Source organism: Saprospira grandis str. Lewin, assembly GCF_000250635.1.
GTDB lineage: Bacteria > Bacteroidota > Bacteroidia > Chitinophagales > Saprospiraceae > Saprospira > Saprospira grandis.
Genome location: NC_016940.1, coordinates 2409803 through 2436126, shown reverse-complemented (window position 1 = coordinate 2436126; position 26324 = coordinate 2409803). Strand labels below are relative to the sequence as shown.

General features: G+C 47.4%; 14 protein-coding genes. 11 read left to right on the top strand and 3 right to left on the bottom strand.

The window, feature by feature from the left end; translation table 11 throughout:
* Nucleotides 1–248 precede the first annotated feature (248 nt).
* Nucleotides 249–2897: a TonB-dependent receptor gene (locus SGRA_RS10850; RefSeq protein WP_015692727.1), complete on the bottom strand. Its 2649-nt coding sequence runs from the start codon at nt 2895–2897 to the stop codon at nt 249–251.
* Nucleotides 2898–3285: 388 nt separating this feature from the next.
* On the opposite strand from SGRA_RS10850, the gene SGRA_RS10845 reads away from it, so the two are divergent.
* The 11 genes from SGRA_RS10845 (at nt 3286) to SGRA_RS10785 (ending at nt 20392) form a co-directional block, all read left to right on the top strand.
* Nucleotides 3286–4311 carry a T9SS type A sorting domain-containing protein gene (locus SGRA_RS10845; protein ID WP_015692725.1) on the top strand — a complete coding sequence of 342 codons (1026 nt, stop codon included), beginning with the start codon at nt 3286–3288 and terminating at the stop codon, nt 4309–4311.
* A 261-nt stretch (nt 4312–4572) separates the two neighbouring features.
* Nucleotides 4573–5973 (top strand): T9SS type A sorting domain-containing protein, encoded by a 1401-nt coding sequence (locus tag SGRA_RS10835; RefSeq protein ID WP_015692723.1) that lies wholly within the window; start codon nt 4573–4575, stop codon nt 5971–5973.
* Between the two features lie 386 nt (nt 5974–6359).
* Nucleotides 6360–8879, top strand: a complete 2520-nt coding sequence (locus tag SGRA_RS10825) for a hypothetical protein (protein ID WP_015692721.1) — start codon at nt 6360–6362, stop codon at nt 8877–8879.
* A gap of 136 nt (nt 8880–9015) precedes the next feature.
* On the top strand, nt 9016–10656 hold the full coding sequence (locus SGRA_RS10820; RefSeq protein WP_015692720.1) for a tetratricopeptide repeat protein: 1641 nt from the start codon (nt 9016–9018) through the stop codon (nt 10654–10656).
* Nucleotides 10657–10855: 199 nt separating this feature from the next.
* A complete protein-coding gene (locus SGRA_RS10815; RefSeq protein WP_015692718.1) occupies nt 10856–11974 on the top strand; it encodes a hypothetical protein in 1119 nt (372 codons plus the stop codon).
* A gap of 160 nt (nt 11975–12134) precedes the next feature.
* The gene (gene yidC, locus SGRA_RS10810; RefSeq protein WP_015692717.1) at nt 12135–14138 is read left to right on the top strand and encodes a membrane protein insertase YidC; all 2004 of its coding nucleotides are present in this window, start codon (nt 12135–12137) and stop codon (nt 14136–14138) included.
* A gap of 284 nt (nt 14139–14422) precedes the next feature.
* Nucleotides 14423–15904: an LptF/LptG family permease gene (locus SGRA_RS10805; RefSeq protein ID WP_015692716.1), complete on the top strand. Its 1482-nt coding sequence runs from the start codon at nt 14423–14425 to the stop codon at nt 15902–15904.
* A 1-nt stretch (nt 15905) separates the two neighbouring features.
* Entirely contained in the window at nt 15906–16574 is a 669-nt protein-coding gene (locus SGRA_RS10800) for a phosphatase PAP2 family protein (protein ID WP_015692715.1), read from the top strand.
* Between the two features lie 29 nt (nt 16575–16603).
* On the top strand, nt 16604–18061 hold the full coding sequence (locus SGRA_RS10795) for a pyridoxal phosphate-dependent decarboxylase family protein (protein ID WP_015692714.1): 1458 nt from the start codon (nt 16604–16606) through the stop codon (nt 18059–18061).
* A 181-nt stretch (nt 18062–18242) separates the two neighbouring features.
* Nucleotides 18243–18851 (top strand): DUF4240 domain-containing protein, encoded by a 609-nt coding sequence (locus SGRA_RS10790; protein WP_041329907.1) that lies wholly within the window; start codon nt 18243–18245, stop codon nt 18849–18851.
* A gap of 11 nt (nt 18852–18862) precedes the next feature.
* Nucleotides 18863–20392 carry a leucine-rich repeat domain-containing protein gene (locus SGRA_RS10785; RefSeq protein WP_015692712.1) on the top strand — a complete coding sequence of 510 codons (1530 nt, stop codon included), beginning with the start codon at nt 18863–18865 and terminating at the stop codon, nt 20390–20392.
* Nucleotides 20393–20573: 181 nt separating this feature from the next.
* Here SGRA_RS10785 and SGRA_RS10780 read toward each other — a convergent pair whose 3' ends face one another.
* Both SGRA_RS10780 and SGRA_RS10770 read right to left on the bottom strand, forming a co-directional pair.
* Entirely contained in the window at nt 20574–21773 is a 1200-nt protein-coding gene (locus tag SGRA_RS10780; RefSeq protein WP_015692711.1) for a class I SAM-dependent methyltransferase, read from the bottom strand.
* Nucleotides 21774–22046: 273 nt separating this feature from the next.
* Nucleotides 22047–25931, bottom strand: a complete 3885-nt coding sequence (locus tag SGRA_RS10770) for a reprolysin-like metallopeptidase (protein WP_015692709.1) — start codon at nt 25929–25931, stop codon at nt 22047–22049.
* Between the last annotated feature and the right edge of the window lie 393 nt (nt 25932–26324).

Genomic DNA, 26324 nt, shown 5'->3' with positions numbered 1-26324 from the left:
GGGTGGCCAAAATCTAGCTTAGTGGTTCCGAAATTGGCTGCGGGTTTCAACCTGCAGCTATGGCCGAAGGCCAAACGGCCTAGCGATGCGGCGGGGTGGCCGTCAGGCCAGACCGAGCCAGCTTGCTGGCGAAGGGCCGAGCAGACCTGCGAGCCCCAAAGCGTAGCGCCCGCCGAAGGCGGGAGGCCCCAAAAAAAAGCCCCTATTCTTAGGCAGAATAGAGGCTATACAATATATGTATCAGGAGACTAGAAATCGAAATCTAGGCGTAGAGTAAAGTTGGCAGGAGCAGCTACTAGAGCGGGGCGTAGAGTATACTCTTGATTGAGCAAGTTTTTGCCTACGACAGAGATCTTAGCGCCCCATTTTTCTTCGCCTTCAGCATTTTTGAAAGCGTGGCGGTAGCCAATACGGGCGCTGAGGTTTACATATTCGCCACTATTAACGTGTTGGCGGTAGCGGCCGATACCGAAGACATCAGCTGGGCCATAGCGTTCATAATCATTATCTGAGAAAACGAGATCTTGGAAAACGCGGTCGATAGCGAGCATACTACTGCTAGCATTTACAGAGAGTCCGACCGAGAGGTTATTTTCTTTGAGGAAAAAGGCTTCGGCATCAAACTTAACCGTATGGCGGGCGCGGTACTTGAGGATATTGGTGGTATCGTTAGAGCTGAGGAGTTGTTGGCGCTCGTCAAAATCTTGGAAGCGGGGATCGAGGAACGTATAGCCAGCGAGGAGGTTCATATCTACGCCAGCGATTTTTCCGGTACCCATTACGCTAAACTCAGCACCACGGATATTTGTATTTCCGATATTGGCTGATTGGAAGAAGACAGGAGTAGACCCATCATTTGCGCCTCCTAGAGTAATTCTGTTAATAGCGGCAGTATCTCCACCACCGAAAGAGAACTCCATCATATTCTGGTATTGGGTCCAGAAGAAAGAGACATCAACAAATCCCTTCCAGTTAGAAGTGATCATGAAGCCTTGTTTGATACCGAGTTCAGCAGACCAGCCAGTTTCAGATTCTAGTTCTGGGTTGGCTCGGATTTCTAGGCCTAGGCCAGCGGGATCGCCTACGAAAGTAGTGATATATCGTTCGGCGATAGTGGGATAGCGGTAACCTTGTCCCCAAGAGGCGCGAAGGAAAGTAAAGGGCGTCAGTTCGTAATTTACCCCAGCGCGGAAAACGGGTTTAGCTTCCACAGAACTAGGTTCGGGGTTCTCAATTTTGGGTTGAGAGACAGAAACTAGGATAGAGTCGGGGCTTGTAATGGCATTACGTTCGATACGGGCGCCGAAAGAGAAATTGAGTTTACTATCGCCAAATTCATCGGTAAGGAAGCCCTTATCGAGTTGGACATAGGCGGCATAATTAGAGATATCGTATTCGGCATTTCCATAGAGTTGAGATTGGGCGGCAGAATACTGACCGACTAGGCCGGCCACCATTTTGAGGCCTTGTAGTTGTTTGAACTCTCTTTGGAACTGGTACTCGCCATAGTAGAGCGTAGAGCTATTACTTTGGTTATTGCCATTCTCATTATTGATATAATAGATACGAGTTTGTAGGCGGTGGCGATTTCCTTTGCGATCAAAATAAGTGAGGTAGGGATCGACATTGATCCGAGAGGTTACTGATTCGGTCACAGAACCTGGGTAAGTAACGAAAGAGGCATTATCTATATATCGTCTTTCTCTGGCTAGGAGATAATAATTCGAGTTATTCCAGAGGAAGAAAGAAGAAGAGTTTCCGAAATTCACATTGATATTTGCGCCAACATTGAGGCTATCGGTAAAGCGGTAGCGGACATTGGCGTTGGCTCTGAGTTTGCGTTCGTATTCTCCGGCTAGGTAAGAATCTTTATAGAAACCGTTGGCACCTAGGGTAAGGTCGAGTTTACCAATTTTTCGGCGGTGGGCCAAAGAGGCGCCAAACTCGATGGGTTTGCGATAGCCACGGGGGCCCGCTAGCCATTGGGGGGTAAAAGTAGTATCATAATAAGAAGCTCCCCCATCATCGGTAAGGTTGGCGGAGATAGAGTCTTGGGCCCACCAAGCCTGGCCAGAGACTTCCACCATTGTGTCTGGATTATATACAGAAGGTATTTTTCTGCTGCTAGGTTGAACAAAAGAAGTTTGGAAAAGCGAGAACTTCGTAACGGGTTTAGCTTTGGCATAAGCTGTGCGGATATTAATAATTCCGTTTAGGGCAGAAGAGCCATAGAGAGCAGAGGCGGCTCCTTTGAGGACCTCGATTTGCTCAATATTTTCTACGGGGATATCTCTCCAGTTGGCAAAGCCGGCATCGGCAGACATGAAGGGGAGGTCATCTACGAGGATAAGCACTCGGCTACCGGCTCCATAAGAATAGCCAGAGCCCCCGCGGATATTGGCTTGGCCGTCTACAACAGTTACACCAGGCACCTTATCGACCACCTCATCTACCTTAGTGGCATTGGTATTATCGACTAGAGTGGGTTTTACCACATCAATAGAGACGGTATTCTTGGCCAATTGGGTTCCGGCCTTAGAGCCTGTTACGGTCACTGTTTTCATGAGGTTATCCTCCTCTTTCATTTCCACATTGACCTCTTTGGTTTCTCCTGCGGCTAATTCCAGATCAAAAGATTGATCGGCTAGGCCGATATAAGAGACCGTCATTTTATAGGTTCCGGCATCTACAGAGATCATATATTCTCCAGAAAGCACATCGGCTCCGGCGCCAGTCACTAACTTGCCCTCAGTATCGAGGATACGGAGGGTAGCGGGAAGGGGTTCTTTAGAGTTAGCGTCGGTCACGACACCCTTTACCGTGGCTTTTTGCCCATAGGCCCAGCTAGTCAGCAAACTGAGTAGCAGGCAAAGGCCCAATACGTTAAAGTTTTTCATTTCATCAAGTTTTAAAGTATATTTTGGATGTTCTGCGTTGGACTCATTGAGTAAAACGCCGACAAATTTAAGGCAAATAAACTAATTTCTAGGTAGATGTATAATTTTCTTCCATTTGGCGCTTCTCTTCTTATTTATTTTGGATAGACATAGACTGGCCAAACAAAAGTAGGGGGAGCAAGCTAAAAGCCTTTGCTTCTAAAATTAAATGGGTAAAAAAGGGGGGAACTTCTGCCAAAACGGGCCATTTAGCCTCATTTTCCTTAGCTTACTCTAGTTCTAGGCTTAAAAAAACTAAGGAAAAAGATTTTGTTTGCCGATAATCTTTAACTTTGTAAGCCTAGCAAGCATTCTGACACTAAAATTATGAACCTTTAAATTTCATCTAATGAAAGGACTACAACTCACTCTTTTCTTGGCCCTATCACTTTTTGTTGGCCAACAACTTTTTGCTCAAGCCACAACTACTTGTAATAACAGAACGGCTCCCGAAGTACAAACTGGCATAAATAGCTATGATGTGGGCGGTACAGTTTGGACACCTGCTCCTCCTATGAGTATACAGGGCGTTGGTTTTGCCAATGTAGAGTACTTGATCGTGAAGAAGGGAACTTGTGCTCTAGATAGCGCTCGTACGGCCTGCGACACCACTAATGGTGGTGGAGATGTGATCATTGGCACTGATGCTGATGGAATCTTAGATCCCGCAACCCTTAGCCGCTATGGCGTAACGGTTGCTCCTGGCGATACCTTTGGTATGATTGCTATTGGATATGATATGGGACAAGTACAAACACTCCTAGATAGTATTCTAAATGGACAATCTGCCCCCCCCTTCGTCAGCCCTTGTTGTGATATTTTCAATGTTAGTAATGCTACTATGGGCTTTTGTGATACGCTTAGTAATTTAGGCATTACTTCTGTGAATGATATCAATACTCTTAGTGATGTATTGACTGTTTTTGACGCCTTTACCGATGCTCAGCTTTCTGCTCCTGCTTTGATTTCTTATATGAACCTTGTGAACAGCTATGCTACTACGGTAAATGATGTTGAATGTGGCGACCTTACCGACAACGTACTCATCTGCTATGGCCTGAACCCTTCTCAAGTTCACTACTACCGCACATCTACTACTGTAGCCACTACGCATATTGATGGCCTCAATGCCTTTAGCGTATTCCCCAACCCTGCCGCTGGCGATGTACAATTGTTCCTCGATCTTCAGGAGGAGCAGGATCTACAGATCAACATCTATAACAGCTTGGGCCAACGTCTACACAGCCAAAACCTAGGCAAGCAAATGGGCCAACAGCAATTCCAATTGCCTACTGCTCAGTTTACTGCGGGTATCTACCTCATCGAGATCAACAATGGTAGCGCTTCTAGCACACAGAAAGTTATCTTGCGCTAATTTGCCGCTATCTCTAGGATAAACCATAAAAGACTATTTGAGAATGCTAATTATTGGCTTCTTTAATAGTCTTTTTTTTTGGGGCCTCCGCTGCGGCTTCGCCTTGCGGCGCTACGCTACAGGGCTCGCTGTTCGCTCGGCCCTTCGTTTTTTTCGCTGCGCTCAAAAAACTCGGTCTGGCCTGCGGCCACCCTTCCGCATCGCTAGGCCGATTAGCCCCTGGCCCATACATTTTAGCTAATCAATTAAACTATTATAATTATGCGTCAATTTTCTTTTTTCGCACTTTTGCTACTGCTTTGTAGCCAATACAGCTGGGCCCAATGCCCCAACTGTACCGTTAATCTTCCGCAAATGCCTGCCGATACGGTCTATTTAGACAGCATTCCCAATGCTATGCAAAATAGCGCTTATCAGGAGGAAATTAGCTTCCGCTTGCCTTATACCACTACGCCATTAGTGGCCCTAGATTCTACGATTCCTTCTGGAATCAACCTCTCTGGTTTTCAGATTGTGGGGGTTTCTGGCCTTCCTTTGGGCATGAATTTCTTGTTTGACCGCCCACTTCCGGCCGTTTATGATGAGGATAGCCCCGATACTCGTGATGGTTGTGTTACGCTTTGTGGCACGCCCCTACAAGCCGATACCTTTATTGTGGTCATTTCTGTTTTGGCCGAAACGGGTATCTTGCCTCCTCAGCCCGCAGACATTCCCCTTACTTTTGTGGTATCTCCCGACACTTCTGCAGGCTTTACCCTTACTCCTAATTCGGGTTGTGCGCCTCTAGAGGTCAATTTTACTAATAGTATTCAGGTAGACCCTAACTTTAATCAGGCGGCTACTTATAGCTGGGACTTTGGCAATGGCCAAAGCAGCACAGATGAAAACCCTGCGGCAGTTACTTATGCCGATAGTGGCACTTATGCCATTACTCAAGAGGCTATTATTAGCACAACAGAGTACTTTACCTACCTTAGCGGAATCACGATTACGGCCGCTAGTTGTCAAGATCGAATTGGCGATCCTGAAATCTTCCTAACGGTACAAGGCAGCCAATCGGGTATTGATACCATTACAGGAGGTGGAGCGACCAATGTTCCCACTAGTCAATTGCCTTTGGCTTTTAGCTTTGCGCAAGATATTCCCTTAATTTCTGGAACTCGCTACACCATTGATGTAGATGAGGATGATTCAGTATTCCCTAGCATCCCTTCTACTCAAGATTGTGGTGTAGTTGATTTTGGAGCGGATACCACAGCAACTATCTTTAGCCTAACAGATGGTGCCCTTACGCTTACTGTTAATTTAACTCGTGATACTTTGGTCACTTATGACACTATTACGACAACAGAATATGTAGTAGTCCAAAATTGTACTTCTGTGAAAGAAGTAGAGGACATTTTGGCGAGTTTCAAAGTTTACCCCAACCCTAGCCAAGGGTTGCTTAATGTAGCCTTTGAGCTGCCTGGCCAAGAGCAGGCGAGCAGCAGCCTTCGTTTGGTAGATCTATTGGGTCGCGAGCTCTTGTTCTTGCCTTTGGGCCAAACAACTGGCGCACAAACGCAAAGCCTAGACCTTTCTGCTTATCCAGCAGGCATCTATAACCTACAATTGCAAATTGGCGATCGTCAGGTTTATCGCAAAATTCAGTTGATGGATTAAGCGATAGCAGGATGTAAAAAGAGAAGGCCCAAACTACTTAGTCTAGTTTGGGCCTTTTTGCGTTGGGCAGGCGGCGAAGCCGCCGCAAAGGAGCGCAGCGAGGCGGCTGAGGGGCTGTAGCAGGGCCGCCGAAGGCGGCAGACCGAGGCGCTGAAAGCGCCGAAGGGCCGAGCAGACCTGCGAGCTGCGCAATGGCCCGACCCGACCAAAGGGAGGGGCAGCCCCAAAACAGTTCTATAGGAAGTATTTTTAAAAAAAATGTACCTAAATGTTGGATTTTCTTTGCGGCCTTGAAAACTTATCCTTATAATTGTATAAATAACAGTTATAAAACTACGCATTTTAGCTTAAGACAGGCTAAACTGCATTAAAGTCATCAGCCAATTATGAATCCAAAAGAAAGAAAGCGGCTTATTGCCAAGCTAAAGCAGCTGCTGGATCATTTTAAGGAATATCCATTTTTAGCGCTTATGTATCCTGGCTTAAAGGAGCAAATCAAGGAATTGGAGCAGGAGCTAGTCTATAGCCAAGTAGAGAAAAAGGACAAAGGAGGATTGTTTAACGGCAAAGCCTTGGCTCGTTTTCGGGAGTATGTCTCTGCGATTGAGGGTTTAGTTTTGAGTTTTAAGGAAGCGGGAACGGATTTCGGCTCGGAAGATTTTTTGCCCGCCAGATCTTGGGAAGAGGGAAAAAGCAAGCTAGCGGCACATCTTCCCGCTGATGTAGACAGGGCATTTCAGCCTGCGCGGGAGGCCATTCAGCAGACCGTTGATCGTTTATCGGGGCCGGTTAATTTGGCAGATCTTAGCTCATCGATAAAGCAGGCGGTAGAAGCGGCTTATTCGGATCTAGATTTTTCGAACCTTAAGAATACGACAAGCTTGAGAGCGGTTCGCAAATTGGATATTCCGGTCTTAACTCATTTTCTAGACAACAAGAGTCGTTATAAGGTAGCGCCTAGCTGCGGCTTAAATGCCCAAGCCTTATTTGCTAGCCTTAAAGCTTTGCTTAAGGATAATAATGCTATGACGGTTACGGAACTGCATGCAGACTTGGGTAAAGTAGTTCGAGACTGGTGGGGAGAGCTCACAAATTTGCAGTCTTCTCAATATGCCAAAGTGCCTGTAGATGGGCCAAAGATCATTACTAAGCTATGTGCTGCGGTGACCTCCTTGGGGGGGCACCCTATAGCAAACAATTTTGCAGAGGACTTGGGCAGCCTACTTCAGGCCGCTAATCAGCAATCGCCTTTAATTTTGGAGGACTTCATTGCTGCGATTCTCTCTTCTTCTACCGATGAGTTGGTGTATCAAATGGCGAGTCCAGAGGAACTGCAAGATATTCAACAAACTACCTTTTTTAGTGACCGATTGGGCAGCCTGCAATTAGCAGCTATTTTTGAGCAGGCCATAGATAAGAGCTCGCCTTATTATACTGCTGCGCAGTCTGGTTTTGACTCCGGCTTAAGTACAAAATTAAATCATTGGAAAAGTACTTTACAACTAGCCTTGGGAAGTAGTGCAGATACGGTCTTGCTATTGGATGGGGCTGATTTCAGCGCAAATTTATTCAAAACCTTTATTGCAAACAAGGTAGATAAGCGTTTTGATGCTATTCGGCAGCAAATCATGGCTATCCCTATTGAGGACATTGTATTGAGTGGGCATAAGGATCTGGGGATTTTTAATGCTCAATGGATAAGCGTTTGGAGCAACAGCATTAGCCAATTGGACCTAAGCAGCATTACTCATTTGGAGGACATCCCCAAGAAAGTGGAGCTTTTTGAAAACTGGCAGCAATTTTTGCCCAATGATCAGGTGGTAGCCACGGCTTTATACTCGGCTATTTCGAACAAGCAAGATCTGGCTTTAGAGGCGGTAGCTAAGGTGAACCAAAAGGTGAACCATCTGCAGCAGAACCAGCAACAAATGAAGGCCAAGCAAGATGCAATTTTGCAAAAGCAAGAAGACATTGCGGCACAACAGCGGCAAACGGCCGAAGATATTCAGGGCATCAAGAAAGAGATCAAGGAAATCAAGGGAAGCATTAAGGAAATGCAAGCTCAGATTGGCAGCCTACTCGATCAATCGATTGAAGCGGCCAAGGCCGAGAGAGTTGACATTGACAAACTGGTAAATCCGGAAGAGCTATTTAAGGACATAGCGCGGCCAGACTCGGCGATAGAAGCCAAACTCAAGGAGGTGGTCAATGAATACCTTGCGACAAAAACAGCAGATTTAGCCTACAAGCAAAATCTGGGAGAAGTGGGCACGCCTCCTATTAGCTACATGGGGCTTGTTACGGGAAACATCAGCGTTACGGGATGCTTTTCGGCCAAGCTGAAGGCTGCCATGGCCAAAAACAGTCCATTAAACATAACACTTTCGGGCCAGGCTGAATCTGAGCTCAGTCTTAACCTCAATCTGAATGTGGCCCAAATACCACTTACCAAATACAGTCTGGCAAAAGCTACACTCTCTGGCCATTTAAATCTAGCGGGCAAAATCATTGCGGGTTTAACGATCATAGAAGTGAGCCAAATGGTTGGGCGCGTACAGGCGGGTTTGGTCTTATCGACCAATGCGACCTTGGCCTTTTCCATTGCCGACAAGTGGCAGGTTTATGAATATACTAGCAGCAGTTTGAATCTACTGGTTGCTCGTACCCCTGTTTATCAGGCTAGTTTTGACATCAAAAAACTGAAGTTCAGCTGTAGCAGCCCTGAAGGGGGCTATCAGCTTAAGATGCACCCTGATTTAAAAGTCGCACTCAGCACAGCGGCCAATGCCCTTAAGCAAGCATCTACATATGCCGGACATAGCATGCTTAATTTTGCCAAAAAGAAAATTAAGGCCTATGGGGATCTCATTGTAAGTGCGTGGAACGCGCTCCCTTCTTTTAGCTAAGCATAAAATTTAATCAAGAGTTAGGGCTTGGCCCCTTAGCATTAGTTTTCAATCTCCTATTTGGGTTATTGATTAGCGGACTAATGTCTGTGGCCAGGCTACTTCCTTCTTTCTTATCAATATTTAAACCCTACCCATGACAAAAGTAGAATTAGAATTGGCCTTGGCCCAAGCCATGATGAGCCAACCGCCTCAGTTATCTTTGGCGGAAGAGCTGGCCCAGCAGGCCCTTAACGACTTCCCCAATGAGCCCTTTGGTTATCAGTATCTTATTGAGCTGGGGCAAAATCGCAAATATCCGCCTTATCAGATGTTGGAAGACTGTCGGATTAAGCTATATCAGTTGGAGCTAGAGCCTTTGGAGCAGCTTTTTCAGTTGGCTGCGCTCAAATGGCAGCAATCAGACTTTGATGCGGCCCTCTTGATTTACCAGCAAATTTTGGAAAAAGATCCTCAGTATGTTGCGGCTCTATTGGGAGCGGGACAATACTTTTTGCAGATTAAGGAAGAGGCTCAAAAGTCCCTACACTTCTTTTATTTGGCCCTAGAAATAGAACTGAGCTATGAGGCTATACGATCCACGGCTCAGGCTCACTTTGCTTTAGAGGAATATCAACGAGTGATTTTCTTTTTAGAAAAACTCCCGCTTCGAGAAGAAGTAGATGCGGAAGTCCTGCGCCTACTCGCAGAGAGTTATGAGGCTTTGTCTCAATTTGATCAGGCCCTAGAACAATGGAAAGCGCTCTGCTTGGCTTTTCCGGAAGATGGGCGCTACTATCAGAGTGCTGCTTGTTTATTGATTCAGGAAAAGCGATATGTCTCTGCCCTACAGCATAGTCAGCGGGCGATAGACTTGCTTGGAAAAGACAAGCTAAGCGATACTTTTCTGGAAGCTGCTTATCGACTTTATATGACTACGGGACTGCCTGCCAAGGCCATTGAGGTCATGCAGCAACTTTTGCTGCGTTTTGAGGGGGCCCTGATTTATGAGCTGCAGTTATTGCAAGCCGAGCGAGCCGATAATCATGCTCGTTTCCCTAGCCATTTGGCAAAGCTCAAGCAGCTAGACAACCCTTGGATTTTTAACAACTGCTTGTTAGAAGAGGCCCTTTACCTCTTACAGCAGGGCAAAATGGCCGAAGCCGAAGCGCAGCTATTTGGCATGCTAGAGCAAGAAGGGCAGGGCAGTTTAGCCAGTTATGGCTTGGGCATTTTGGAGCAAAAGCGAGAAAACTGGGATGCCGCTTTTTATTATTTGTATCAGGCGCAGGAGCATGAAGAAGAGCGGGCGGCAGAGCAGATTGCCTACTACTTTGGCAGCTACTTAAAAGAGAAAGCCCAAAAGATTATGGCTGAAAGAGCAGAGGAGATAAAAGCACTTTTGTCTTTAGATGACTTTGCGGGCGTTCCCCGAAAAGCTTGGCAATTTAGCCGATTGAAGGAGGAGCCCCAAGAAGAGGGACATCCCACAGAAGAGCAGCTTGAACGTTTGAAAAAGCAACACATCTATTTTGGTCCAAAGGCTGGTATCTGGAGAAATGAGCAGGGCCATTACATTCGCTTTGCCTATGCTTTGGTGGCGCAGCAAGCGCCCGATGTTTTGGACATTCAGCTTTATCCATTAAATGGCTTGACGCCCCTAAACTGCCGCCTAGCCTTGAGAGAGGGCGAACTACTTTGCTGTATAGAGCGGCAACCCATTATGGTGTATCAAGAAGAAGAGTCTCTAAAACCTGAGCTAATTGATGCTTTGAGCCAAATTGGCTCGGCGAATTAGTTCTTTTTGGAGGTAGAAGGTGCGAAGCGCCTTGGCTGAGGGATGGTAGGGGGTGGCCGAAGGCCAGACCGAGCTTTTTTGAGCAAAGCGAAAAAAAGCGATGGGCCGAGCGAACAGCGAGCCCCCGCACAGCCCGACCCGGCCGAAGGCCGGGGCAGCCCCAAACTAATAAATTTACCTACAATCAAAATAACTCAAGATGAATAAGATTTTTTTGTTTAGCCTATTGATCAGTTTACTATTTATGCAAGCTGCAGAGGCCCAATTGCTCAATCGGGTAAAGCGGGGCGAAAAGGCGGCTGTTATTCCCGATGCGCCCACTGTAGCAGAAGCTCGATTGATGAGCAAGGAAGAGCGCTCGGATTTATATGCTAGAATATATCCTTTGCGGACAGATAGCGCGGCCTACTTTATAGAAGGGCTGGATTTGGGGGTACATATGGCAGATGGAAGCAAATTAAAGTTAGCAGCGGCTGTGGCTAGCGGCAATCGTTTTGTCCTGCCCCTAGAAGGTTTTCCGATCTTTCATTTGACCGAAATTGGGTCGATAAAAGGCGATGAATATGTAGAAAAGTATAGTCAGGCCAAGGATATTATTCCAGAAGGTAGCCTGCTTTTAGCTGTAGAATGTCCAAAAACCAGCGTGTATAAAAATGGGCAAGAAGCCTACAGCTTATATGATGAAAAAGTGGAGCGTCGGATGTTGCAACTGGCCGATGGGCAATATATTTTATTCAGTTTTAAGGAAGATGAGCAGGATTATAGCCAGGTGTTAAATGTGCTGGCGGTATTGGGCAAGGACAAGGCGGCGGCTCGGCAATTTTATGCTGATGGTCGAGCCGAGGCTATTGTTAAAGAGATTCTGGAAAAGAGAGACAAAAAAGTAAAAGCCTACCATGATGAAGTGGCGGCTCGGCATGCAGCGGCCAAAAAAGAGCGTTTTGAGCGGGCTAGTTCGGTTCGTTTTCCGGCCAAAGGAAAAAGCCAGCTGCCAAAATCGATTCGGGAGAAATGCTTGAACGAACTAATTTCTATTAGCAATAATGGTGGCTATGATATTGGTCCCCTACTCTACTTTAATATTACCTCCGATGATTTTAGTGTTCAGCGACATAAAAACGGCTACATTCTCTATCGATATTGGCGGGGGGCTATGGCGACCGATGAAAAAGAGGAAGGCCTAGCTCGAATTATTCAGTTTGAGCTTAGACAGCAGTATTTGGGCTATGGAGATTATAGCGAAGAAGTGGGTATAGCCTTAATTCGTTACTATGAGCGCAACTATATGCTAGAGAAAAACGTCCCCTTTGGGCAGTAATCTGTAGCTAAAAAAGCCCAATTGACCGAATAAGATTCTCCTAAAAAGGAAGCAGCCTCCTGAATTACGTATAGAATTCCCTATCTTTGCAGCCGATTTATAGTCTGAAAGAACGTATAGGTCCTATTGGCCTACAATTGAATAACTTACAATTAAAATAATGGGAAATTCTAGGAGTACAGTCATTGGTTTTGCGCTGCTCTTTCTACTTTGGATGGGTTATGTTTGGGTAAACAGCCCCTCTCAGGCCGAGATAGAAGCGGCTGCACAGGAGAAGAAACGCCTTGATGATAGCACCGCCCTGGCTGACAGTCTACAATTGGTACAGGCACAAGCTATGCAAGCCGCCAAAGCGCAAGCTAGCAGCAAAAAGGATGAAATTCTAGCCGATAGCAGCCTAAGCCAAACGGAAAAGGATAGCTTAATTGCTCAACTGCCAACGGCCCCTCAGGCTAGCTCTTTGGAAAAAGAGCTTTTTGGTCCTTTTGCCGCTGCAGCCAGCTGCCAAGGCGAATTGCAAACCCTTGAAAATGACAAAATCAAGGTTACTTTCAATACCAAAGGGGGACGCATTGTAGATGTAGAACTAAAAGAGTTTAAGGGCTACGACCATGAAACAGCCGATAGCCGCGATAAAAAAGCCCTACACTTACTCAATAATGCCAAAGATCGCTTTAGCTACTTTATTCCCTTGGCCAATGTAGGCAAAGGCGGTATTGAAACCCAAGACCTCTGCTTTCAGGCAGAAGCAAAAGGGAATGTACTCGTTTTTAGAGCCTATGCCACCAACGACAAGGAGTTTATTGAACAACGCTACGAAATTGGCGAATCAGGCTATTTGCTCAATTATGATTTTGCCCTACAGGGACTCGATCGCTATATCCCTAAAACGGCTAATAGCATCCCCTTTAGCTGGCAAAGTAACCTCAATAAAATTGAGAAAAATCCTAGCTATGAGCGCCGTATGTCTTCTATCCATTTTAAGGAGGTAGAAAGCAGCCCAAGCTACTGTACCTGCGGTTCTGATGCTGAAGAGACCCTCGAAAAAGATGTGCAGTGGGTCAGCCATGCTCAGCAGTTCTTTAATAGCTCACTCATTATTGACGGTAGCAACAAACCCAAAAGTGGCCAATTGCAAACCTTCATGATGCCCGATGATTCGGCGCATTTGAAAAGCTTGACCACCCGCCTCAATTTCCCCCTCGCCAATGCCAATAATCTGGTCTATAACATGCGCATCTATCTTGGCCCCAACGACTATGACGGCCTAAGCAGCATTGATGTAGGATTGGAGCGGATTATTCCGTTTGGTTGGAGCATCTTCGGCTTTATTAGCCGACATGTGATCCGCCCCCTATTTAACTTCCTCGCCTCTTTTATTCCTAGCTACGGACTCATTATTATCATCCTGACGCTGCTCATCAGAGGCCTGATGTTCCCACTTCAATACAAAATGCTCAAGTCGAGCGTGAAAATGAGCATCCTCCGCCCTCAACTGAGCAAGCTCAAAGAGAAGTATAAGGATGATGCCCAAGGCATGCAGATGGAGCAAATGAAAATCTATCAGCAATATGGCGTTAGCCCCTTGGGCGGCTGCCTGCCGATGGTCCTCACTATGCCAATCTGGATTGCCCTCTACCGCTTTTTCCCGGCCTCTATTGAGTTCCGCCAAAAAAGCTTCCTCTGGGCCGATGACCTCGTTAGCTACGACTCGATTTTTGACTTTGGCTATATCCCCATCATCTATGACTTTTATGGCGATCACGTGAGTTTGTTCACCCTCCTTTGGTGTGTGTCTATGTTTGCTTACCTCACCTACAATGGCCGCCAACAAATGGACATGATGGCAGATAATCCCAATGCCAAAATGATGAAGTATATGCAGTATGCCTTCCCCGTCATCTTCTTCTTTGCCCTCAATAGCTGGGCGGCGGGCCTTACTTGCTACATGCTCTTCTCTAACCTCTTTAACATTGGCCAAACCTTCTTGGTAAAGTCGGTCCTTCTCGATAAGGATAAACTAGCCGCCGAAATGGAACAGCAACGCCAAGATCGCGAAGCGAACCCCAAAAAGAAGTCTGGCTGGCAAGCTCGCTATCAAGAGATGATGGAGCAACAACGCCAAATGCTCGAAGAACAAAAGAAGAATAAAAAGAAGAAATAATTTATTTTTGCCCCTGAAGCTTTTTTCAGGGGCTTTTTTTGTCCCTTTCCCTCCTCTTTTTCGTCTAGTTAGATAATGAGCTGCTGTATTTTGGGGGGCCTCCGCCTCGCTTCGCTCCTCGGCGCTACGTTTCGCAGCTCGCTATTCGCTCGGCCCTGCGCCGCCTGCAGCGGCTGGGTCTGGCCCTTCGGGCCACTGCTGCACATCGCTAGGCCTGCGGCCCTATCGGGCCTGTAGAACGCAAAAAGAGGATTAGTTTTCGTCTGCCGTTTAACTTTGCTACTGTGAAAAAACTCGATAAACTCTTAGTCATTAGCTTTCTCCCCCCTCTAATCATCTGGTTTTTGGTGGCGGTCTTTATCTTCAATATGCAGTTCCTCTGGAAGTATGTAGATGATATTGTCGGTAAGGGCCTAGAGGTGCACATTATTCTCGAACTACTCTTCTATCAAGCCCTGGCTATGGTCCCGCAAGCCCTGGTCTTTGGGGTGGTCATTGCCTCGGTCATGACCATGGGCAACCTCTCTGAACACTATGAGCTGGCCAGCATGAAATCCGCAGGAATTTCTCTTATGAGAATCCTTAGACCTCTCTTTTTCTTTGTGCTGCTGCTCGGAGGCGCCTCCTACTTTTTCTCCAATGTGATTATTCCCGTTACCGCCCTGCAATTTAAAACTCGGCTCTACGATATCCGAAAACAACGGCCCGCCCTCGATCTGCAAGTGGGCCAATTCAATAATGATTTTCGGAATATGACGATTTATATTGGCGGAAAAAATGGCAACCAGCTCGAAAATATGCGCATCTACGATCATAGCGAGCAAAGAGGCAATAGCAGCCAAACCAACGCCCACTTTGGCCAACTTAGCCTCTCTAAAGATAAACGCTACCTTCTGCTAGAACTAGAAGACGGCAAACGCTTTGAAGAAATGCAACAGGGCCTCGATAAAAAGACCAGCTTCTACCCCTTTATGCGGATGAATTTTAAAAGCTATCGCTCTGTTTTTGACCTCTCCGAATTTGATTTTTCTGAAACCGATAAGGACCTTTTTAAAAATCATTATTCTCTGCTCAATAGTAAACAACTCCTCAATGGAATTGACTCTATTTTGAGTAAAAGAGCCCGACGCCTACAAGAATTACAACGCAATACCGATAACTTCTTTTACTTCCGAAAAATGGGCGGCTCAACAGTGGATAGCCTAGGCAAACGACCCGATAAACAATATATCCCCTTTACTGATTTGGCCCAAGCGCAGCCCTTGGCGAGCTCCAAAAACTGGAAGAGCATTGTGGAGCAAATTCCCAAAATGGACCGACACGCCCTTTACCAAAGAGCCCAAAGTTTTGCCCGAAACATTAAAACACAGGCCCAAAATGTTAATCGGGGCCTCCCCCACTATGAAGAAGATGTAGCCGAGCATGAAAATGAACTGCATAAAAAAATCATTTTTGCCCTAGCCTGTGTACTCTTTCTCTTTGTAGGTGCTCCAATGGGGGCCATTATCAAAAAAGGAGGCTTTGGTTGGCCCATTTTTGTGGCCTTTGTCTTTTTCATGACCTTTTTTGTCCTCCACCTTACCGGAGAACGCTTGGCCAAAAAACTCGTTTGGCCCTGTTGGGCAGGCTCTTGGCTCCCTATTTTAGTTTTACTTCCCATGGCCATTCTGCTTTCTAGAGCAGCCCTAAAAGATGCTCAACTGATTAGCTTCTCTAGCATTTGGAGCAAGATTAAAAGTATTTTACCACAAAAGAAAAAGGCCTAAGATGCAAGGATTTTGGACCTTTTGGCAAAAGCATCAGCTCTATTTCCATTTGATGCTTTGGCCCATTTTATTGGGCTGGATTCCCGCTCTACTCTTTGATAAAGGAGATGGCGTTCACTTCTTTTTAGACTTTAGAGGGCCAAAACTCAACCTCTTTTTTAGGCTGTTCACACAAGCCACTGAAGGCTTTGCCCTACTCTTTTGTTTTGGCGCCCTGCTGTTTATTCGTCTGCGCTACAGCCTACTTTTTGTATTCGGGACGGGCCTAAGTTTGGTCCTGAGTCAGGGACTTAAACTCTTTTTTCAGTTTCCTCGCCCACAACCCTATTTTCTCCATTTTAGAGGAGAAGTTTTAGCCGCCATAGAACATCTACCACAAAAAACGAGTTGGGTATCGAGCTTTCCCTCTGGCCACAGCATGGTTTCGGCCTGCTTGTTTGGCTTATTGGCCCTTTGGAGCCCTCGGCCTAGTTTGCAGGTATTTTTTGCCCTAATTGCCTTAGGGGTAGCCTTTTCTAGAGTATATTTGGGCCAGCATTTTTTGCAAGATATATTAAGCGGTTGTGCTTGGGGGAGTTTGCTAGCGGGCCTAATTCACTACTTTAGCCAAGATTGGGCAAAAACAGGAGGTCCAATGATCCAACTCCGACTTCCTTTTGGAAAAAACTAGGCGACAACCTTTGGTTAAAAAAATGATTCATGGACCTTTTAGCAGAAATTAAAGCGCTAGAGCAAAAAGCTCGGCAGCTAGAACCCGACGCCCAAGAGCGGCAGAAATACTGGACCGCCGTACAAGACTATGCAGAAGATTTCTTGGGGCAAATCGAGGAGATTCCAGCCTATGTAGAAAGCGAAAAAAAGGGCCGAGAGCTGCTTGATGCAGAGATTGGTCCAGCCCGCTCGTTAAATGAACTCTTGGCCCTTATGGGGCAAGCCCTAGATAAGCCGGGACTAAATCCAGCTTCGGGCGGACACCTAGGCTATATTCCTGGGGGAGGGCTCTATCCTTCGGCCCTAGGCGACTTTCTGGCTGCGGTTTTCAATCGTTATGCGGGGGTGTTCTATGGCTCGCCGGGGGCGGTGCGCATGGAAAACCAGCTGCTAAAATGGTTAGCTAAAAGCCTTAATTTTCCAGAAACAGCCGCTGGAAACCTCTGTTCGGGAGGTTCTATTGCTAACCAAATAGCTATTGGTTGTGCTCGGGATGCGGCCCAACTAAAAGCTAGAGACTTTGAGCGGGCCGTTATTTACAGCAGCAAGCAGGTGCATCATTGCGTGCATAAATCTATCAATATGGTGGGCTTGCGAGAGGCGCAAATCCGTTATATTCCGATGGATGAGCGTTTTCGGATGCGGGCCGATATTTTGGTCCAACAAATTGCGAAAGATAGAGCGGAGGGTCTCCTTCCCTTTATGGTGATTTGTTCGGCGGGGACCACCGACAGCGGAGCAATAGATCCATTGGAGCAAATTGCCGACTGCTGTGCGGCTGAAAACATCTGGATGCATGTAGATGCCGCCTATGGTGGTTTTTTCTACTTAGTCGATGAGCTTCGCCCTAGTTTTAAGGGCTTGGAGCGGGCCGATTCTTTAGCTATCGACCCACATAAAGGACTATTTTTGCCTTATGGCACGGGAGCCGTCTTGGTTCGGGATGGGCAACAACTCTTCGAGTCGCAGCATTTAGAGGCCAGTTATTTACAGGATGCCTATTTAGACACCGAAGAAGTATCGCCTGCGGATTTATCGCCAGAACTGACCAAACACTTTAGGGGCTTACGGATGTGGTTGCCCTTACAACTTTTTGGCCTTGAACCTTTTGTTGCGGCCTTGACAGAAAAGCGGCGATTGACCCAATATTTTTATCAGAAAATACAAGAACTGGGCTTTGAAGTGGGTCCTCCGCCCCAGCTCAGCGTTATGTTATACCGTTATTGCCCCAAAAGCGGAGGGCAGAACAGCTTTAATTTAGCTTTGGTCAAAAAAGTGCGGCAAGATGGTCGAGTTTTCTTATCTTCCACAACCATAGAGGGGCAAGTATACCTTCGTTTGGCGGTCCTTTCCTTTAGGACCCATTTGCAGACCATAGACAACTGCCTGCAAGTACTAGCAGAGGCCAAGGCGGCCTTATTGGCTAGTGGCGAATGGTCCGATTAGGCGGCGAAGCCGCCCTGGCCCGCAGGGGCAGAACGGCCTAGCGATGTGCAGCAGTGCGGCGCAGCCGCAGACCAAGGCCGTCAGGCCGCAGGGCCGAGCAGACCTGCGAGCTGCGAAACGTAGCGCCGACGAGCGAAGCGAGGCGGAGGCCCCAAAAAAACAACAGCATAAAACAACAGCTATGATAGAAAGAGATTTTTGGCTCCTGATAGATGCCGTCAAGCAGGCAGCGGGAGATGATCAGCAGAAGTATGTCGCTTTATTGGAAAAGCTTTTGGAGGCGATGACCTCGGATAGTATTCGGCGGCATGCCGTTTATTTGATGCAGCTTTTGCAGCAGAGCAGCACCGAAGAAGTTTGGGCGGCGCATTATTTAATCAATGGCGGCTATGAAGAGTGGGGATTTGAGGACTTTCGGTATTGGTTAGTGGCCCAAGGCAAGCAATTTTTTTATGATTGTTTGGCCAATCCTGCGGAATTTCTTTGCGAGCAGGTCAATATTGAGGAAGGCGACAACCCCGAGCTCAGTTTTTATGAATTTTGGTCGGCCTTTAAGACCGCCTATGAGCGGAAGAGTCAGCGCAACCTCTGCCATACCTATGACTGGCTTAGCGAGTATGAAAAAGTGCAGCAAGCTGAATTTAGCTTAGAAGAGAAGATGCGTCCATTGGCGCAAGAATATAAACTACGGAAGCGTTACCCCGCTTTATTTCAGAAGTTTTTTCAGAACTTCTACTATCGTTTACAGAAATACCAAGAGCAGCAATCTCCATCTACAGAACCCGCTTAATTGTTCCATCTATGCTTAGTCGATACGAACTTCAGTTGGCCGAACTCCTGGCCCAAAAGAGCCTTAAGAAACTAGATGCCAGCCGAAAAGGCTTGCAAGAGCTGCCCCAAGAAATTGGGCGTTCTAAGGGCATGAAACAGCTCAATATAGAAGACAACCGCTTGAAAGACCTTCCTGACAGCCTGGCTAATTTGGGGCAATTGGAGTGGTTAGACATTTCGGACAATCGTCTATCGCCCTTACCCAAAGTGCTATTTCAGCTTCGGAAACTGCGTTGGTTGGACCTATCGAACAATGGATTGAGCGAGTTGGGAGAAGAATTGGCGGCTTGGGAAGAGCTCATGCGTTTGGATTTAAAGAACAACCAATTACAAGCACTGCCTAATAATTTTGGGCAACTCAAGGCCCTGCGCAAACTACTATTGGAGCGCAACCAATTATCGGCCCTGCCAGCTAGTTTTGGGCAATTGCAGCAACTACAGCAGCTTGATTTATCGGAAAATGCCTTCACTCAACTGCCAGAAGAAATTGGGCAGCTCAAATCCTTAAAACAGCTCAGCCTTAGTGCCAACCCCATGCCTCAGTTGACTAAGGTACTGGGCCAGCTCTCCAATTTGGAGGAACTACAGGCCGAAGGCTTGGGACTAGAAGAAGTTCCGAAAGAAATTGGCCAACTCAACAATTTGCAGAGCCTATTTTTGGGCTACAATCGCTTAAAAAGCTTAGCCGCCGAACTAGGCAATTGTTCGGCTTTGGAGCAGCTTGATTTGGGGAACAATCGCTTAGAAAGGTTGCCCCTTAACTTGGCTCGTTGTCAGCAACTCAAGGTCTTGAACTTAGAAGACAACCCCTTGGGAGAACTGCCCTTATTGCTGCAGGAAATTCAGGCCCTAGAGGAATTGGACATGAGCAACTGTAATCTAGTAGATTTGGGCGCAGGTCTAAGCTTGCCCGCCCTACATTGGTTAGATCTATCGGCCAATCAGCTGCGGGATTTGCCTAGCAACTTTGGGCAACTGACGGCCCTGAATTGGTTAGACCTTAGAGACAACCAATTACAAAAATGGCCCAAGGCCTTAGAAGGGCTCAGTCAGATTCGACAGCTTCTTTTGGCGGGGAACTTCCTTCGTCAGATTAACCTCAGCGACTTAGACTGGCCAGAACTGGAGGAATTGGACCTTAGTAAAAATGAATTGACGGAATTATCGGGACAATGGGATAAGCTGCCTCAATTGCGTCAGCTCAACCTAGAAAAGAACCAACTGGCCCAACTGCCAGAAGACTGGCGGCCCTTGAGTAATTTGGAAGAATTGGATCTATCGGATAATCAGCTAGACAGCTTGCCCCAGAGCTTGGCCGAATTGGATCAGATTCAGTGGCTAGATCTTAGAAACAACCAGTTTACTGAATTTCCTCAGGCTCTGCTGCCTTTAGTGGGCCAATTGCAGGCCCTTTATTTGGGAGAAAACAACTGGAGTGAGTCGGCCTTGGCCCTTTGGAAAACTCATTTTGAGGAAGTCATTGTGGACCTAGAGCTATAGGCCTTTTGCCTAATTTGGCCCTTTAGGCCTTTCACTAGTAAAAAAAGGATGCCCTTGCCCTATCTTTGTTATGCAATCGGGAGGGAAGACCTCCTTAAATTGCACTTCAATTAAGTTTGGGGTAAATCATGGGGATTACAGAGCAGCAGCCTTGGGGAAGGTTGCTGCTCATTTTTTGTGCCTATACCAAAGCAATCCCTAGGCGTTTGGCCAATTCTTGTTCCTTGATGCCAAATTCGGCAGCTAATGTCTGAAGCTCGACCAAAATGCGGTCCTGCTCCTCCCTTTCTATTCCCTGCGGGCGCTTTTGGGCCGCCAACATTAGGTTTTTGGCGGTATGCTGGCCCGAAATAAACTCAAAGGCCTTGGCCTGATAGCCCTGATGCTCTAATAATAAGGCCCGTATGCTATCAGTTAATAGCTCGGCTTGTCGCTCTTGAAAAATACCCTGTTTGAGCGGAAAGCGCCATTGTGGAGCCACCGCCTGAATCTGTTGGCGAACCTCTTTATGGCAACAGGGCGCCACCACTAATAGCTCGGCCCCTTGCAAAAGGCCCTTATGCAGCGCATAATCTGTGGCCAAATTACAAGCATGCAAGGCAATTAAAACATCTATCTTTAGCTCCTTGGGAAAATCGGCAATATCCATAGCCATAAAGCGGATATTTTGCTGCCAGCCTAGCCTATGGCTCAACTGCTGGCAAAACTCCACCAATTCGGGCCGAAGCTCTACCCCCAAAAGCTCCACTTCTTGGCCTTGCTGCATCAGAAAATCCACTAAGGCGAAACTGAGGTAGCCCTTACCACTGCCCATATCGACAATGCGCAAGTTTTCTTTTTGGCCCAGCAAGTTGGTTTGTTCCAATTGGGCCTGCATAATTTCTACATACTTATTGATCTGCCGAAACTTATCCTGCTGTTTATCCTTCACCCTTCCCTTCGCATCTGTAATGCCCAAGGCCTGCAAAAAGGGCCGATCGGCAGTAATGAGATATTGCTTTTTGCGGTTGTGGCTGAGCGGAGCTGGAGCGGCCTTTTGGGCCATTTTTTTCCGTTGCAAGCGGGCCTTTCCTCTGCGGTTAAAGAGCAGTTGAATCTCCTCTGTGGTCGTTTTCATATAAGCGGCTTTATACTCTTTTAGCCAAGCTTGCAGCTGCTGCTCTAATTCTGCCAGCAGATAGTTTTTAACCTTATCCTGTGTAGGATAGCGATAGGTGGCTTGTAGGGCCAGGCCTTTTTTCAGGGCAATTGGGCGGCCTAAAATCTTCTGGGCGCAGCCTTCTGCCCCCTTACTTAAACTTAGTTTGATTAGATTTTTTTGGGCCAAAGCCGCTGAGAGCAATTGTATAAATTGCTGAATGGCAGTATCTTTTTCAGACATAAATCTTCCTCTGATGCAAAAACTAAAGAATAACAGACTACCCGATTTGAGCAGCGGCCTCAAAATACTAATTTTATTAGTTCTTTTTTGGTCCTTTTGTTTTGGGGCTGCCCACTCGCTTCGCTCGGGTCGGGCTGTTTCGCAGCTCGCTGTTCGCCCGGCCCTGCGAGCGGCGCAGCATAGCGGCGGCCAGCTTGCTGGCCGCGGGCCCCAAAAAAACATCGCCTGTCTTCTGATGAAAACAGGCGATGAATAAGCATTAAGCCGACTGGATTAGCGATGAATAATCAACTTTTGGCTCTGTTGTTTTTGGTCCAATTGCAGACGCAAATAGTAGACTCCAGCGGGCAAATCGCGGAGATCAATTTGCTGTTGCCAGTTTTGATCTACAGTATATTGGCGAAGCTCTTGGCCCAAGGTATTCACCAAAGAAAGCTGGGCCTGTTCTGCCTGCTCCAACTGCAACTGCACAAAGCAAGTTTGGCTGGCGGGATTGGGGAATACCTCAAACAAAGTAAGGCCGTCAATCGCCTCCACCGCCGTGGGTTGGATACAGAAAGCGCGGCTGGTAGAATCGGTAAAGTTGGCGCCCATTTCGGCCAAGACCGTACCTGAAGTATCGCTTAGCAGAAAGTTTCCAGTATTTTGTCCGTCATTCAAACCATCTCCATAGCTATCATAGATGACGAAGGTATAGCAGCCCTCGGGCAGACAATTGGCCAAGCTAAAGGTTTGGTTGGCCGTACCATCCTGATAAGGACCACCGCTAGCGATCGGGAAGCTCTGTGCATTGAGGATTTCCCAAGTTGTTTCGCTACCAAAGTTATCGGTAGTAATGGCTACAGTTACATCTTGGCCCGGACTCACATAGGTAAAGCTAGTGGCTGCTGTATTATTACTCAAATCGCCATCGGTTTGTCCGTTGGGCGCTGTTAGCTCGACACTATAGCTGTGTGTTCCTGCAGCTACGCTAATCTGCGGCAGGCTCACTGTAGCCGTGGCGTTGGTGGCTAGGTTGCCGCTCCAGTTGAAGCTTTGCGGGCTGCCGCCATCTAGGGTATAGTTGATCGTTAGGCTAGTTAGAGCGCTAGCGCCAAAGTTGGCAATTTCGATTTCGGGAACAAAATCGCCTTGATTACAATAGCGGCCCGAAAGGTTAGTAATGTCCAAAATAGCGGCATCATTTGCATTGCTAGGCGCAGCTACACAAACCTGTAGGCCCCAGCTATCTAGGCTTCCGCCGTCTTGGTTGGCCCCATCCGAAACGCTGAGGGTCCAGCTTCCTGCAGGGTTTTGGCCATTGAAAATAGACAAAAGGTCCTCGGCCTGATATGTTCCTCCTCCCACAGGTGGACAAGGTAATTGGCTGCTAGCCGCAGCATCATCAAAATTGACATCAAAATCATCATCTCCGCCACAAATTTGGGCAAAAAGCGTAGCGCTGCTATTGCTGGGGCTGCTCAACACAAAGGTCAAATCAGAAACCCAAGAGTGCGTGCCCGTCAAGTTCACCACATTCAAATCAATGATACTTCCCGCATTGGGGATATTGATATTGGAGCTAATGGTGGGCGCTCCTGAAGCTGGAATAGCAATGGGTAGATCGGCGGCGGCATAAATACTGCAGTCGGCTGTAGTAAACTCAAAGACAGCAGAATTTGGCGAATTGCTACAGGCATTACTTGCCGATACTCGCCAGTAATAAGTCGTATTAGCGCTCAGGTTGCCAGAAGTATAGCTGGGGCTACTGAGGTTGCTGGCCGACTCTACAATATTTGTAAAGTTAGCATCTGTAGCGATCTCGATGCCGAAGCTTTGGCCTGCGCTACTGCTGGCGGTCCAGCTAAAGTTAGCGGGACTAATCACGCCTTGGGCTTGGTTAGCGGGCTGCTGAGGGCTAGGCGCGGCCAAACTACCATCCAAAATCGAAAGCATCAGGTTGAGGCTTTGCGTATCCGAAGCGTTCTGAGCGATGAGATTAAGGCTATAGTCTCCAGCTGCCGCATTGCCCAAAGCAATAGATAAAGTCGTGGTATCTGAGGGCGTAATATTGGCATTGCCAAAGCTGGCCGTAGCTCCTGTTGGCAGGCCTGTTAGACTAAGTTGAACGGGATCGGTATAGCCCAAAAGTCCAGTTACCGTCACAAAATAGCTGCCGTTGCTATTGGGGCAGCCCGCTAGGCTATCCATAGCCACAGAGAGGTTGTAGCCAAAGCTAGCGCCTGTGATTTCAAAATCATTATCCGAAATATCAAAGAAGTTACCTCCGCTAGCTCTAACCATAATGCGGCAGGTGCTAGAGGGGGTATTGGGGACCGTAATCACTTCGGAGCCATCATTTGGAGTAGCTGTAGCGAGTACAGTGGGATAGGTCAAACCACCATCGGTAGACAATAAAATATCCACTAGGGTACAGTTTACGGGCGCATTATTCGTATTGGCCACATCCCATTGCACGGTTTCTTGGGTGGTGCCGATCCAGCTAATGCCTGTAGCTGAGGGGTAGTTAATGATAAAAGGGCCAGAGTTAGCATCTACATTGACCGAGAGGTCCACATGATCGGTACAGCCGCCCCCGCTTGCATTATCGCGCACCGTTAGGCGGAAATTATAGCTTCTAGATACAGAAGAAAGGACCTCCCAACTTGGGCTGATGCCTGCGCTTAGGTCGGCCAAATTGGGAAAATAGCGAGTAGGGTTACTGCTTGGCGAAATCGAACGGAAGCTAGGCCCTACCGTAGCAGTAGGTAGAGGGGGCATAGTAGCCGTTTGGTTATCCATTTGCTCCCAGCAATAGGTCAATACATCGGCGGTATCTTGGTCCTGTGCATCTCCAGTAAGGAAGAAAGGCGTATTGGCTGGAATCACTAGGGTGTTTGTACTATTATTGACCACTGGCGAATTGTTAGCCAAGGGGGTTGTTGTGGGACAGCTATGTCCGCTACTCGTAATAAAGGCTCCCATTTCTTCTAAGGATACCCCATGAAAATGGTCATCGCTGTTGTTTTGCACATTGGGTGCACAAATGCCCGCATAGCCCATGATGGTCGAGGCGCTGCCCGGCTCCATAGCCGTGGCGCCATTGCGGTTACAAGCATTGTTTTGGGTATGGTTGGCCCCAAACTGATGCCCCATTTCATGGGCCACATAGTCAATATCAAAGGGGTCGCCAATAGGGTTAGCGCTACCGGTTACCCCACCGGCCTTATTGTTATTACAGACCGATTGTAGGTAGGCCACTCCCCCACCGCCAGTAGAAAATACATGGCCAATATCATAGTTGGCGGTACCAATAGAATCATCGCAGATCGTCTGGTTTTCGCCCAACATGGCCCCACCGCTCGCATTGCTATAGGGGTCGGTGCTTCCATTGGTATAAATAATTTTATAGTTATCGGCCACAATGACCATCCGAACGGCCAAATCTCTTTCATAGACGGCATTTACTCGGTTCATAGACACCACCTGAGCGGCCAAGGCATCGGCTACGGTTCCCCCATGAAACTGGGTATATTCGCCAGTGGCGGCTAGGGCCAGGCGGTAGGTCCGTAGCTCACAGCTGCCAAAAGACTTAGGCAAAAGTGGGCGCTTATTCGTTTGGCCTTTGCTCATAGGCGTTTCGGTTTGGCAGCTAAAATTCTTGGCTACCGTAGAGCGGAAATCGCTACGGTAATAGACCTGATAATAGCGCTTGTCTCCCTTAAAATAGACGGGATCAATAAAGATGGTGGGCCCATCGGCCTGCAAAATCATAGCATGAAAGCCAGCAGGCGTAAGATCAAAGCGAAGCGATTTACTGGGGTCCGTAACCCCTCGCCCATTAAAGGTTTGGATATCGGGAAAACGCTCCGATAGGGCCGCTTCCATAATCGGCGACTCCTGTATATCAAAACTCTGCATACTGCCATCGGGCATCGGCAGGCTGATGAGGGTCTGGCTCATTTGCGCAATAGGCGTAAACTCCATAGGAGCCGCATCTAGGAGCTGCTGCAATTGGTCCAAATCTAATTGATAATAAGCTGCGGCCTGCGGCTGAATATAACGAACACCCAAAACGGGAATGCTCGCCTCTGTTTGGCTTTGCCAAAGCTCTTGCCCCTGAGCCCATAAGCCCGTCAGCATCAAACAGCTAAGAAAAATAGTGGATAAAATGCGCATATGCATTGTTTTTTGATTGATGATAGCTCAATTTACAAACAATAATTTGCCTAATGTAAGTTTACAGATATTTTATTTTGATTACAGGTCTAGTCTGTTTAGGGCTTGGGGCGTTACTCCTTTCAGTCGTCGAAGACGCCCTAAAGGGCTTGTTGTCGCCTCGCTTCGCTCGTCGGCGCTACGTTGCGCAGCTCGCTGTTACTTGCTTCTCTGCGTCGGCTCCCGTTGGTCGGGTCGTTCGGCCCTGCGTCGCCTTCGGCTCCTTGGTCTGGCCTGAAGGCCACCCCGACGCATCGTTAGGCCGTTTGGCCTTCGGCCATAGCTGCAGGTTAAAACCCGCAGCCAGATTAGGACCCAATCAGCTAGCTCTTTATCGCCCCTTGGCCTGCAGCT